General features: G+C 50.1%; 11 protein-coding genes. 9 read left to right on the forward strand and 2 right to left on the reverse strand.

Annotated elements, in window-relative coordinates; translation table 11 throughout:
- Positions 1 to 67 precede the first annotated feature (67 nt).
- The 8 genes from thrC (at position 68) to PBOR_RS04645 (ending at position 9120) form a co-directional block, all read left to right on the forward strand.
- Positions 68 to 1456, forward strand: a complete 1389-nt coding sequence (gene thrC / locus PBOR_RS04615; RefSeq protein ID WP_042210683.1) for a threonine synthase — start codon at positions 68 to 70, stop codon at positions 1454 to 1456.
- A 218-nt stretch (positions 1457 to 1674) separates the two neighbouring features.
- Positions 1675 to 1830, forward strand: coding sequence for a hypothetical protein (locus tag PBOR_RS36820; protein WP_167549516.1), 156 nt, complete (start codon positions 1675 to 1677; stop codon positions 1828 to 1830).
- Positions 1831 to 1904: 74 nt separating this feature from the next.
- Complete coding sequence (locus PBOR_RS04620) at positions 1905 to 2681, forward strand: SDR family NAD(P)-dependent oxidoreductase (protein WP_245648033.1); 777 nt, start codon at positions 1905 to 1907, stop codon at positions 2679 to 2681.
- 314 nt (positions 2682 to 2995) lie between these two features.
- On the forward strand, positions 2996 to 3982 hold the full coding sequence (locus PBOR_RS04625; protein WP_042210684.1) for a Gfo/Idh/MocA family protein: 987 nt from the start codon (positions 2996 to 2998) through the stop codon (positions 3980 to 3982).
- Between the two features lie 57 nt (positions 3983 to 4039).
- Entirely contained in the window at positions 4040 to 4915 is an 876-nt protein-coding gene (locus PBOR_RS04630; protein WP_042210687.1) for a radical SAM/SPASM domain-containing protein, read from the forward strand.
- 130 nt (positions 4916 to 5045) lie between these two features.
- Positions 5046 to 5720 (forward strand): response regulator transcription factor, encoded by a 675-nt coding sequence (locus tag PBOR_RS04635; protein ID WP_042210688.1) that lies wholly within the window; start codon positions 5046 to 5048, stop codon positions 5718 to 5720.
- Entirely contained in the window at positions 5717 to 7084 is a 1368-nt protein-coding gene (locus PBOR_RS04640; protein WP_042210689.1) for a sensor histidine kinase, read from the forward strand. Before PBOR_RS04635 ends, PBOR_RS04640 begins: the two co-directional genes overlap by 4 nt.
- Positions 7085 to 8181: 1097 nt before the next feature.
- A complete protein-coding gene (locus tag PBOR_RS04645; protein WP_245648034.1) occupies positions 8182 to 9120 on the forward strand; it encodes an alpha/beta fold hydrolase in 939 nt (312 codons plus the stop codon).
- A gap of 93 nt (positions 9121 to 9213) precedes the next feature.
- Here the strand turns inward: PBOR_RS04645 and PBOR_RS04650 are convergent, their stop codons facing one another.
- Both PBOR_RS04650 and PBOR_RS04655 read right to left on the reverse strand, forming a co-directional pair.
- Entirely contained in the window at positions 9214 to 9492 is a 279-nt protein-coding gene (locus tag PBOR_RS04650; protein ID WP_042210691.1) for a hypothetical protein, read from the reverse strand.
- Between the two features lie 511 nt (positions 9493 to 10003).
- Complete coding sequence (locus tag PBOR_RS04655; RefSeq protein WP_042210693.1) at positions 10004 to 11008, reverse strand: LacI family DNA-binding transcriptional regulator; 1005 nt, start codon at positions 11006 to 11008, stop codon at positions 10004 to 10006.
- 483 nt (positions 11009 to 11491) lie between these two features.
- On the opposite strand from PBOR_RS04655, the gene PBOR_RS04660 reads away from it, so the two are divergent.
- Positions 11492 to 12853, forward strand: a complete 1362-nt coding sequence (locus PBOR_RS04660; protein ID WP_042210694.1) for an ABC transporter substrate-binding protein — start codon at positions 11492 to 11494, stop codon at positions 12851 to 12853.
- Positions 12854 to 12972 lie beyond the last annotated feature (119 nt).

Here is a 12972-nt window from a genome sequence, read left to right on the forward strand (position 1 = left end):
AGAGTAAACTTAAGCATTTTAGATACGCTTTTTAAATTAAAGAGGGGTTCAGGAGGATGAGGCAGGTATGGAGTATATAAGTACAAGAGGCAAGGTGGAAGCAAGAGGCTTTATTGACACGGTTCTGATGGGGCTGGCGGATGATGGCGGGTTGATGGTGCCTTTTCAGATTCCGGCGGTTTCCCCTGAAAAGCTTGAAGAATGGAGAAGCCTCAGCTTCCAGGAGCTGTTCCTTGAGATTTTCTCCTACTTTACCAATGATGAAATTCCCTATGATGATCTAAAAGAAATGGTCTACACCAGCTACGGCAATTTCCGTGCTCCGGAAGTCACGCCGCTGCACAAAGTGAATGACTCCCTCTATGTGCTGGAGCTGTTCCATGGGCCTACGTTTGCCTTCAAGGATGTGGCGCTGCAGTTCATGGGTGAGCTGTATTCCTATATTGCCAAGGTTCGGGGCGAAATTATCCATATTCTCGGTGCAACCTCGGGAGATACCGGAGCGGCTGCGATTCAGGGCGTACGCGGTAAGGAAGGCATTAAGATCTGTATTCTTCATCCGCACGGCAAGGTCAGCAAGGTACAGGAGCTGCAAATGACAACGGTTGATGACAGCAACGTGCTGAATCTGTCCGTGGAAGGCAACTTCGACGATTGCCAGAAGATTATCAAGGAGCTGTTCGCCGACCTCGACTTCAAGGGACGGTATCACCTGCGGGCGATCAACTCGATCAACTTCGTGCGGATTCTGGCGCAGACGGTCTATTATTTCTATGCCTACCTGCAGCTTCCGGAGAGTGACAAGAAGAAGGTGAATATCAGCGTGCCTTCGGGTAACTTCGGGAATATTTTCTCAGGCTTCCTGGCCCGCAAAATGGGGCTGCCGATCCACAAGCTGATCATCGCGACCAATGAGAACAACATCCTCGAACGGTTCGTGTTAACCGGCGAATATAAACCAGGCAGCTTCACGGGCACCTACAGCCCGTCGATGGATATCCAGGTGGCGAGCAACTTCGAGCGTTATCTGTATTATCTGCTCGGTGAGGATACAGTGAAGCTGTCGGAATATATGGCAGCGTTGCAGAGTGAGGGGGCCATCACCGTGGATGGTGAACTGTTTGCCCGGGTGCAGGCCGACTTCTCCGCGCTTGGTGTCAAGAACGCACAGTGCCTTGAGACCATCGCTAGATACGAGCAGGAGACTGGCTACCTGCTGGACCCGCATACGGCCTGCGGCGTTGCGGCTTACGAGAAGTTCAGCGCACCGGGGGAGACAAGCATTGCCTTCGCGACTGCGCATCCAGCCAAGTTCGACGAGGCGATTGCCCTGACCGGCATCAAGCAGGAATTCCCGGCGCAGATTGCCGCCCTGTTCGAGCAGCCGCAGCATCAGGTCGTGGTTGATCATGACAAGGCGGAGATTGTGCGCCAGCTACAGGCCTTTTACGGTTAAAATGGTTCGCGGGTCTATACTGGCCTCGCTCCATGAATAGGAATAGTATAGCCCCTGCTCTTGATCCGGAGCGGGGGCTGTTTGTGTCTTGTAACGAATATTGCTATAGCCCCCGCGCCGCATCAATGCCGCTGCTAGTCGGCATGGGGGATGGATATAGTTATGAAATTCCGGCCAAGCAGCTTCCTGGCTGAGTGAGAGTGTGGGTAAGAGTAAGGGTGAGGGAAAGAGTCTATACCGTCAGCACCAATGTGCTGGAGAAGGGCAAGGTGCTGGAGCCGCTCCATCCGATGGAGTTCCTGCCCTACTGTTATCTCCGCTGGGACTGGTGGGATAACAAGCTGCAGCCTCAGGCTGCGGAGAGCTCTTTATAACGGGAAACTCCGGTGCGGGATCAGAGCCGATGCATTCATTGTTATAGCCTAATCGGACAAATTTGAGGAGGATTATGATGATCAACCTTTTTGATTTAACAGGCAAGACAGCTATTATTGCCGGTGCGTCCAGCGGAATCGGTGTGCAGTTTGCCGACATGCTGGCTGATCAGGGTGCGGATGTGGCCATTCTGGCTAGACGATACGACAAGCTGGCAGCAGTCGCCGAAGAGCTTCGTGCCAAATATCCGGAGCGGCGGATTATCCCTGTTGAATGTGATGTGAGAAAAGAAGATGAGATCATTGCCGCAGTCCGGGAGGTGCTGGAGGCTTTTGGCCAAATCGATATTCTGATTAATAACGCCGGTGTGGTCGACTCTGTGCCGATTGACGCGCTGGACGAAGAAGCCTGGGACCGCGTCGTTGATACGGATCTGAAGGGGGGCTTCCTGATGTCGAAGCATGTCATCCGCCACATGAAGGAACGCAAATACGGCAAGATCATCAACACCGCCTCCATGCTGGGCCTCACGGCATCGGCTTCGATTCCTACACATTCCTACAATGCGGCCAAAGGCGGAGTGATCCACCTGACCCGGGGCGTAGCGGCTACGTATGCCAAACACGGCATTACTGTGAATGCGATCGGACCCAGCCTGTTCCATAGCGAAATGACGGAGAACACACTGTTCACTGAGCAGGCGCTGCGGATGTATAACGCAGTCTGTCCGATGGGCCGGTCCGGCAATCCGGGCGAGCTGAACGGGGCGGTGCTGTATTTTGCCTCGGATGCCTCCAGCTACACTACCGGCCAGACTTTGTTTGTAGACGGCGGCTGGACGATTGTATAGAAGCTGCATCGTACAGAAGCTGTATAAAAGATTGCATAAACACTGCATAAACATTGCATATTAGACGAAGCGCCTGCATTTATGCAGGTGCTTTTTTTCACAAGCGAAATCTAGCGGAATTTGTCGGAAATTACGGCGGAAAAGTGGACATACCTACCACGGAATGAGAAAATAGCAGTTATAGATCAATATGACATGCTGGAACCTTTCTGCTGTCCTGAGTAGGGATGGAATAGTTTCAGCGGTAAATAGAAGGATACATTTATGTGTTCGATATAAAGTCTTATATTTATAAAAAAAGGACGGGATCATTCATGACAATTCGTTTCGGGGTCGTAGGCACTAACTGGATTACTGACCGCTTCGTTCAAGCCGGACTGGAGAATGAGGAATTTATCCTCACAGCCGTGTATTCCCGCACAGAGGAGAAGGGACGGGCTTTTGCCGCAAAATATGCAGGAGCTTCGATCTATACGGATCTGGAGGAGATGGTATCCGGCGCAGAGGTGGACGCGGTTTATATCGCCAGCCCCAATTCGATGCATGCGGAGCAGTCCTTGATCTGCCTGAACCATGGTAAGCATGTCATCTGCGAGAAGCCGGCTGCCTCTAACAGCGCAGAGCTGAAGGCAATGATTAACGCGGCGCGCAGCAATGATGTTCTGCTGATGGAAGCGATGAAATCAACCTTTATGCCGAATTTTGGCGTAATCCGGGATAATTTATATAAACTGGGTCAAGTACGGCGATATTTCGCCGGTTATTGTCAATACTCATCGAGATACGATGCTTACCGCCAGGGCACGGTGCTGAACGCCTTCAATCCGGAATATTCGAACGGCTCACTGATGGACCTTGGCATCTATTGCCTGTATCCCATGGTGGCGTTGTTCGGCAAACCGGATTCGGTGAAGGCAGTCGGCATGATGCTTCCCTCGGGAGTGGACGGCGAAGGCAGCATGGTGATGCGTTATCCGGATATGGATGCCGTGGTCATGCATTCCAAGATTACCGACTCTTATCTGCCGGCGGAGATTCAGGGTGAGAACGGGACGATGGTCATCGACAAGATTAACCAGCCCTATCAGGTCAAAATCCACTACCGTGACGGCACCATCGAAGAGCTTACGCTACCGCAGGTGTTCGAGCCGATGTATTATGAGATTCAGGAGTTCATTCATCTTTTGAAGAGCGGTCAGCGGGAAAGCGGCATTAACAGCCATGCCAATTCCCTGGCGGTTGCCGAGCTGATGGAGGAAGCCAGAAGCCAGATCGGCCTGCGCTACGCCTCGGATCTATAGCTGTACAGGCATGCATGGCCTGAATTAGGATGTACGACTGGAAAAGGGGAGCGGAACTTGAAGACTTTCAAAAAGGTATACATCGAGATTACAAGCGTCTGCAACCTGGCCTGCAGCTTCTGCCCGCCAACGGAGCGGCAGAAGAATTTCATGAAGCTTGAGACGTTTAATACCATACTCGATGAGATTAAACCGCATAGCAATCACATCTACCTGCATGTCAAAGGCGAACCGCTGCTCCATCCGAAGCTCGGCGAGCTGCTGGATGCAGCGCATGCCAAAGGCTTCAAGGTCAACATCACGACCAACGGCACGCTGATCCATAAGGCCGGGCCGAAGCTGCTGGGCAAGCCGGCATTGCGGCAGATGAACTTCTCGCTGCACAGCTTCGACGGCCATGCGGGCTCTGAGAACCGCGAAGGTTATGTGTCGGAGATTATCAATTTCGTCCGGGAGATTTCTGCCCAGGGCGTCATTGTCTCGTTCCGGCTGTGGAACCTGACGGAGGACAACCGGACGAATCTGGAGAAAAGCCGCAACCGCGAGACGCTCGCTCTGCTGGAGGAGGCCTTCGGGCTCGACTTCCGGATCGAAGAGAAGGTTGTCCCCGGCAGCGGGGTGAAGATTGCTCCGCGTGTCTATCTGAACCAGGATCACGAGTTCAGATGGCCGGCTCTGCACGAGCCGGAGGATGACGGCAAGGGCTTCTGCCATGCGCTGCGCAGCCAGGCGGCGGTGCTGGTGGACGGCACGGTTGTGCCGTGCTGCCTCGATGGCGAAGGCGTGATCAAGCTCGGCAATATTCACGAGACGCCGTTCTCCGAGATTGTCGAGGGCGAGCGGGCGAACAACCTGTTCTACGGCTTCTCCCGCCGGGAAGCTGTTGAGGAGCTGTGCCGCAAATGCGGGTACCGGCAGCGGTTCGGAACTTAGCGGGTTAGCAGGTGCTGATGCTGGTGCTGATGCTGATGCTGATGCTGGTGAATACAGGAAGCTGCCGCTGGGGAAGTTAAGTTTTATATAGATGTCAGCAAAGGCCGGAGAACATGAGAAGAGGGAAAGGATGCCTACTATACTTGTTGCAGACGACGATGCGAACATCCGCGAACTCGTCTGTCTATTTCTGCGCAACGACGGATTCACAACAGCGGAAGCTGCGGACGGTAAGGAAGCGCTGGAGGTCTACGCCAGGGAACATGTAGACCTTGTCGTGCTCGATATTATGATGCCGGTAATGGACGGCTGGACATTATGCAAGGAGCTCAGAAGAGCCGATCCCGATCTTCCGCTGCTGATGCTGACGGCCAGAGGTGAGACCTGGGAGAAGGTGAAAGGATTCGAGCTGGGGACGGATGATTATCTGACCAAGCCCTTCGACCCGCTGGAGCTGACGGTCCGCGTCAGGGCACTGCTGAAACGGTACCGGATTGGCAGTACGCAGATGATCCGGTTCGGCAACACTACCCTTGACCGGCAGACTTATAAGGTGATCAGCGGGACAGAAACGCTGTCGCTGCCGCTCAAAGAGTTCGAACTGCTGTACAAGCTTGCCGGAACACCGGGACAAGTCTATACGCGTGAGCAGCTGATTGATCAGATCTGGGGAATAGATTATCCCGGGGATGACAGGACGGTAGATGTGCATATTAAACGGCTGCGCGAACGGTTTGCGGCTACACCTGATTTTTGCATTGAGACTGTGCGCGGGCTGGGCTACCGGCTTGAGGTTACTGAATGATTAAGTCTTTATATACCCGCGTAGTCCTGACTTTCCTGGTCTCTGTAATCGGGGGGACGGTTATTTCCTTTTTTGTAGCTACTTGGCTGTTCAGAGATAAATTAAACGAGAATCTGCAGATCCCTTTGCTGCGCTTCGGACAGGATATTGTCCGGATCTATGACGCCTTCCCGCTGAGTGAGGCAGATGCGTTCGTACACGGAATGAAACAACTCGAATCCTACCATATCCGGATTTATGAACAGACGGGCCAGTTTCAGTCTTATGGGGAGCTTAATGAGAACAAACCGGTTACTGTGACCACAGAACAAGTGCAGCAAGTCTTGTCCGGGAAGGTTGTGCAGCTCAATCCAACGGGTATTTCAACGACTCTCCTGGGGCTGCCGCTCACAACTGAAGCGGGGACGAAAGCGATGTTTGTAGAGCCCATCGGTCCTCCGTCCACCTCTTTTGTCCTGACATGGATTCTGAACTTCTCGGTCTATTCGCTGGTAGCAGGAAGTCTCGTGATTCTGGTTGCTGCCATGTTCCTGGTCCGGCCGATCAAAAAGCTGACCACCGCGACCCGCCGGATCGCAGCCGGGGATTTCAATGTGAAGCTGAATATTAAGCAGAAGGGTGAGCTTGGCACCCTGGCCCGCAGCTTCGAAGAGATGATGCGTGATCTGCAGCAGCTGGAGCAGATGCGCAGGGAATTCGTCACTAATGTGTCGCATGAGGTTCAGTCACCGCTGACTTCCATATCCGGGTATGCGCTGGCGCTTAAGCAGATGAATATCCCGGAGGGCGAGCGGAACCGTTATCTCGATATTATCATCAGTGAAGCTGAGCGGATGTCCAAGATGAGCGACAGTCTGCTGAAGCTGAGCCTGCTGGAGTCGCAGTCCCAGCAGCTTCAGCTCACCGCGTTCAGCCTCGATGAACAGATCAGACGCGTAATCGTTGCGCTCCAGCCGCAATGGTCGGCCCGCAGCATCAGCTTCGAGCTTCATCTGAAGGCCGTCCGGCTGACGGCTGACCATGACCAGTTCAATCAGGTATGGACGAATCTGCTGGGAAACAGCATCAAATTCTCCAGGGATGGCGGAGTAATCAGTGTCAGTATCAGGCAAGATAATAAGAACGTGACCGTGCGGATATCTGACACCGGCATCGGGATTTCACCTGAGGACCAGAAGCGGATCTTCGAACGTTTCTTCAAGGCCGACCGTTCCCATAGCCGCAAGTATAGCGGAAGCGGTATGGGACTGGCCATTGTTAAACAGATCATCTTGCTCCATCAGGGTGATATCCGGGTGGAGAGTGAGCCGGGACGGGGCACAAGCTTCATTGTCACCCTGCCGGTCACTGCACCGGCGGATTAGTCTGTTCATGCTGAGGCAACCTACTCAAGCTTAGGCTTGTGAAGGTTGCCTCAGCTTTTTTTCGTTGACTGGCAAAGTATGATATCCGTCTGTTGTGGATAATATGTGTATAGTTTTGTGGATATGTTACTTTGGAATTTGGAGCAGGATCCGTCTATAGAGGACGAATTTTGTTTGTGTATCAGGAATCCCTCAGATTCCGCTGGAAGTGGGCATTGTGGGGAAATCAAAGGGATAAATCCCACTGATTCCGCCGAAAGTGGACGGTATGGGGGGAAATCAAAGGGATAAATCCCACTGATTCCGTCGAAAGTGGGCGGCAGGAGGGAATGAGGGGCAGAAGTGCCCCTGAATCCGCCGAAAGTGAGCGGCAGGAGGAAATGAGGGGCAGAAGTGCCCTTGAATCCGCCGAAAGCGAGCGGCAAGAGGAAATGAGGAGCAAAGTGCCCCTGAATTCGCCGAAAGTGAGCGGCAAGAGGAAATGAGGGGCAGAAGTGCCCCTGATTCCGCCGAAAGTAAGCGGCAAGAGGAAATGAGGGGCAGAAGTGCCCCTGAATTCGCCGAAAGTGAGCGGCAAGAGGAAATGAGGGGCAGAAGTGCCCCTGAATTCGCCGAAAGTGAGCGGCAAGAGGAAAATGAGGGGCAGAAGTGCCCCTGAATTCGCCGAAAGTGAGCGGCAAGAGGAAATGAGGAGCAGAAGTGCCCCTGAATTCGCCGGAGGTGGGCGTTAGGAGGAAATAAGGAGAGTGGCGCATGTTTTCCCCCGGGGACTGCCCCGGGAAGTAGTCAGAGTGGAGTATTGTGAGGTAGCTGTAATCCCTGCATGAGCTGCACAGACCGTATCCACTCCAGCTTGATTCAACCGTAAGGGTGATTTTGTTCAAATATAAGAATTTATATGCTTCACACGATAACTTATCCTTCTATTTCTCGCTGAAACACCCCGTCCTTAAAGGACGGCGTAGCCGTTTCCGCTTGTATGCAGCTGTTCATATTTAGTTCATATTGCCGTCACGGGGAGTACATCTTCATTGTGTAAGCTTACCTTATTGGTTCGTAAGGATCTTAATCAAACGATGAGGACAGGTGCATGTATAATGAAAAAATGGCTCAGGATTACGCTTAAGTCTATAGCGGCATTAATGATTGTTATAGTGCTTTTTTTAGCCGTTGTGTTTGTAGTGAATATTATCAGCAACAAATCAGAGCAGGGGAAAATTGAGTCCTACGGCCAGTTAGTGCCTGTTGACGGGAAAAAGATGAATGTACTTATTCAAGGAACAGGCGAGGAAACTGTGGTGCTGCTGCCTGGTTACGGAACGGGCGCTCCGGCACTTGATTTCAAGCCGCTGATCGATGAGCTGTCTCCGTTCTACACGGTGGTGGCTGTTGAGCCATTCGGTTATGGATTAAGTGATGGAACTGATAAGGAACGGACTAACGATAATATTGCCAGCGAAATACATGAAGCATTGCAGCAGCTTGGGATTCACCGTTACACGCTGATGGGGCACTCCATTGCCGGCATATACGGATTGGATTATGTGAACAAGTATACTGACGAAGTAACCGCTTTTGTAGGAATTGACAGTAGTGTGCCGACGCAAGGCGGGATGGATGCTGAGATGCCGGTCGGATTGTTCAAATTCCTCGACCAATCAGGTCTGATGAGAATGCTCAAGAAGCTGAGCGGGGACCCTTATGCCGGACTGCCTTATGATGATCATATCAAGCAGCAGATGAAAATGATCTCGAATAAAAACTCCAGCAACGACACCACTATGAATGAAATGAAACACTTCAATGATAACTTTACAGCAGCCCAGGCTTTGGCATTCCCTAAGGAGCTTCCACTGCTGCTCTTCATACAGGCCAATAATACAGATGTTGAGGGCTGGAAGACGCTGCATGAAGGGCAAGTGAAGGACTCCCTGCATGGTAAACTGATCCCGCTTGAAGGGGAGCATTACTTACACCACACCCTGTCTAAAGAGATCGTCCAGGATTACAAGGAGTTTATGGAACAAGCTAAATAATAGCAGTTCAACGCTATATTCTGGATAATAGAAACAGCGGCAGCCCGGGACAACAGGTCCTGGATTGCCGCTGTTTTGTAATGATAGTTGTAGTTAGCTTAGTTGATTATTTACGGGATTAAGAAACCAGGCAAGCTTCTCTTTATAGGCTTCGATATCATGAAAGGCCTGAAGCTCATGCTCCTGCAACAATTGGTGTAATTCCACCAGCTTATTAATCAATCCCTCTGCAACACGTACGATATTATCCTTTGTGAAAATATATTTGGTGAAAGTAGCTTGTTCTGTACCCCAAATCACTGTTTCTTTCTTATACAGAACATCAATATAAAATCCTCCGCAACCAAAAATACCACAAGAGCAGGTATACATCGGGATTCTCCCTTGACGGGTAAGGGATTCGAAGAACTCAGTGACTACAAATACTTCACCCTCGTCTTCATTTAGCCTAAGCCCATTTACGTATAGAGATACTCGTATATTTCCAGGATATATCAATCAACATTTCAAAAGTCAGTGTGTCTAAACTGTTATCTTCAGAAGCAGCTATATATCATTTCCACCTTTAGACGGAGGTCTGAGCGGACTGAGAATCCTTTATTTCGCAGAAAAACCTCATAATAAGAATGAAACGGACTGAGATTCCGTTATGTTGTTCATTTGAGCTTGAAATGAGGATAATCACGACGTTTAGCGGAATCTCAGTCCGAATCACCCGCAATTTGCCGAGAATTTTCCTAATAGCGGATTCTCAGTCCTCTTCACAAATGGTTGAGCCATGAAGCCCCGCCAAAGTTTCAGCTGATTAAATGCTCAATCGCTAAGCTCCAGCTTGTTTGACCCTGGGCTATCGTGTTCTGCTACATACGCCAGCTTCCCGTCCTCAATCCCTGACAATAAGATCTGCCTGAATCAGGATCTTCTCATAGCTTGTACCCGGGTTCAGGATTCTCCACAGCATATGATCTACAGCTCTTGTGCCGAGCAGCTGTTTGTTTACATTAACGGTTGCCAGGAACGGCAGGTTAGGGTGTGTATTATCGAAACCGGTAAATACCAGATTGTCCGGAACGGGCATTCCCATAATCTCCATCGTCTCCAGGGCGAACAAAGCGTAAATATCATTAGCGCATACAAAGACCTCAGGCAGTCCGTGTTCGGTAACAGCTGCGGCGAAGGTTTCTCTGAAGTTCTCTATCTCGGGCCCGTTAAGAGAAGGGTTCTGCTTAAGTTCAATATCGTTATCTTCGAGTGCTGCCCGGAAGACAAGGAACCGTTCATAGAAGCTCTGGGCATCACGGATGTTGCCGAGGAATTGATAGTTGCGGTAGCCCTTGTTAATGACAAGGTTCATCAGTTCTCTCATGCAGGACAGATTATCGGTAAAGATGGAATCGCACGGAAAGCCGGGATCGTAATGATCCACCATCATGACCGGAATGCCCAGACTTCTGATCTCCACCAGAATCGGTGTGGAAATAGAGCCAACCGTAATAACCCCCATGATCGCTTCGGGATTGAGGAGAGAGAACATCGAATCATCTTTGGGCTCTGTCAGAGTTAGCACATTAATGCCCCGCTGATCCAGCCGGGTAGAGATACCATTGAACAGCGGGCCCCAATATAAAGAGTCCGGATTCTGGTAGCGGATGTTAGGAAATAAGATCAGAATGGTTCCAGACCATTTGCGGGCATCGAGATCGATAAGCTCACCCGGAGGCTGCGCAGTAATGGAGTCTTTGAAGTATCCGAGCTGCCCTGCGGCTTTGAAAATCATATCTCTGGTCTGTGAGCTGACTCCGGGTTTACCGGATAATGCCCGTGACACTGCAAATTTCGATAGCCCCGTAAAATCTGCTATGGATTGGATAGTTACTTTACGCCGCATGAAATCATCCTACTTTAGTCAGTTTATTTGGTCTCTTCAGAAGAACTACATTCCAATTTTACATGAAGAAGAGTAGACTAACACTTGTTTTTTTAGTTTCATGAAAATGGTTTTATCTATGAAACTATCTGTTATTAAAATTATAGATATACAACATTATTTTGTTTTTATATATTGTTATTTTGTTATGTTGAAGATAACATTATTATGCAATACAAACAAGACGAGGGCCAGTTTTTAAGGTTAACAAGCTTTTTTATGTTAAAATAAGGATTTTTAATAAAATATTATTGACCATTCTCCTGAGCGGTGGTAACATTTGTTATGCTAAGAAAAACAAATTAATAATAACAAATAGGGGCGGTGTGAAAAACAAACAAAGGTTTTTGAGCTTTTGTTATTTTTTTAACCAGAAGTGTAAGCGCTTTATTAAAGGTGGTACAGCACTGACTTATTTATCATTTATCATGGGAGGTTTGACGGATGAGAAAGATAAAGGGGCTTTCTGTTTTATTATTATGTTTTGCTTTTTTACTTACAGCCTGCAGCGGCGGCAACAATGCAGCCAATAATACCAAGGCCAATGCGACTGCTGAGCCTGCTGCTACTGAAGCAGTGGCTGAGGCAACCGCGGAACCGACGGCAGCACCTGTTGACATGGGCGGACGTGTAATTAAGGTAGCGGCCTGGTGGGATCTGAAGCCTGCGGGCAATTCCGCTTCCGAGAAGGAACGTCTGGCCAAGATTACTGAAGTGGAGCAGAAGTACAACTGCAAGTTCGAATTTGTAAACGTTCCCTTTGAAGAATTCATGCCTAAATTCACAGCAACCGCTCTTACCGGCGAACCCTTTGCCGATATCGTCATTATGGAATACAACTCGGCATGGCCTGCGATCCTTAAGGGACAGCTGATGAAAGTAAGCGAATATACAACAGCAGCTTCCAATATTAACAACGAGGCCAACCTGCTGGTGAAGGCGCCTAAAATTGCTAACGAGGACTATGCCTTCGCTGAACCTGGTGTCGGCGGAGCAGGTATTCACTACAACCGTGACTTGTTCAAGAAGCTGGGGCTTCCTGACCTGCAAGAGCTGTATGCGAGCGGACAATGGAACTGGGATAAGTTCGTTGAAGTCGCCAAGCAGGCAACCAAGGACACGGATAACGACGGCAAAATCGATACTTACGGCTTCTCGGGCTGGGCGATCGATATGCTGCGCAACTTCTCCGCTGCGAACGGCGGCAAGCTGGTGGATGAAGCAACAAGCACTCAGGGTCTGACCGATCCGAAGGTCATTGAGGCCGCTGAATTCATTAACCGTCTGTACAACGTAGAGAACGTTGTCAAAGTCAAAGGCGCAGACAAAGTCGGCTATGACGAATTCAATACCTTCAAAGACGGCGATGTAGCGATGTTCCCGGCTCCGATCTGGAACCTTGGCGATCTGACCTTCGATTTCGGTGTGGTTCCTTTCCCGAACGGACCTTCCGGATCGCCTGAAGTTACCTATGCAGACAATGGCAAGAATGCATTCTTCATTCCAAAGGGTGTGAAAGATCCGCAGGCGGTTTATCAGGCTTTTGAGGATACCTATGATATTACACAAACCGGAGATTTCCCGAGCCAGGAATGGCTGGAAAGTATCTACGCGCATGAAGAAGATGTGGCTATGATGCATGATCACATCAACAACACAGGCCAGATCCTGCTTGAAACCGCTTACCCGGAATATCCGACCTACGGTTATATGAAGGACATCATTGTAGACAATCAATCGGTTACTGCAACTGCCGAGAAGTATAAGCCAGAAGCGGAAGCTTCCATTGCCAAGCTGGGCAAGTAACAGGCATTATTCGTATCGTCATAACAACGGGGGGATGTCTTGGCGACTCCCCCCTGCCTGTATGAATATAAGATTTCCGCTTGTAAGGAGGACTTCTGGTGATAGATAAAAAGCGTCAA

The organism is Paenibacillus borealis (assembly GCF_000758665.1).
In the GTDB taxonomy this organism is placed as follows: Bacteria; Bacillota; Bacilli; order Paenibacillales; family Paenibacillaceae; genus Paenibacillus_AQ; species Paenibacillus_AQ borealis.

What these genes read in the sequence shown, in the direction of transcription:
- thrC (WP_042210683.1), top strand. Translation starts at nt 68, where the DNA reads ATGGAGTATATAAGTACAAGAGGCAAGGTGGAAGCAAGAGGCTTTATT.
- PBOR_RS04620 (WP_245648033.1), top strand. Translation starts at nt 1,905, where the DNA reads ATGATGATCAACCTTTTTGATTTAACAGGCAAGACAGCTATTATTGCC.
- PBOR_RS04625 (WP_042210684.1), top strand. Translation starts at nt 2,996, where the DNA reads ATGACAATTCGTTTCGGGGTCGTAGGCACTAACTGGATTACTGACCGC.
- PBOR_RS04635 (WP_042210688.1), top strand. Translation starts at nt 5,046, where the DNA reads ATGCCTACTATACTTGTTGCAGACGACGATGCGAACATCCGCGAACTC.
- PBOR_RS04640 (WP_042210689.1), top strand. Translation starts at nt 5,717, where the DNA reads ATGATTAAGTCTTTATATACCCGCGTAGTCCTGACTTTCCTGGTCTCT.
- PBOR_RS04645 (WP_245648034.1), top strand. Translation starts at nt 8,182, where the DNA reads ATGAAAAAATGGCTCAGGATTACGCTTAAGTCTATAGCGGCATTAATG.
- PBOR_RS04650 (WP_042210691.1), bottom strand. Translation starts at nt 9,492, where the DNA reads ATGTATACCTGCTCTTGTGGTATTTTTGGTTGCGGAGGATTTTATATT.
- PBOR_RS04655 (WP_042210693.1), bottom strand. Translation starts at nt 11,008, where the DNA reads ATGCGGCGTAAAGTAACTATCCAATCCATAGCAGATTTTACGGGGCTA.
- PBOR_RS04660 (WP_042210694.1), top strand. Translation starts at nt 11,492, where the DNA reads ATGAGAAAGATAAAGGGGCTTTCTGTTTTATTATTATGTTTTGCTTTT.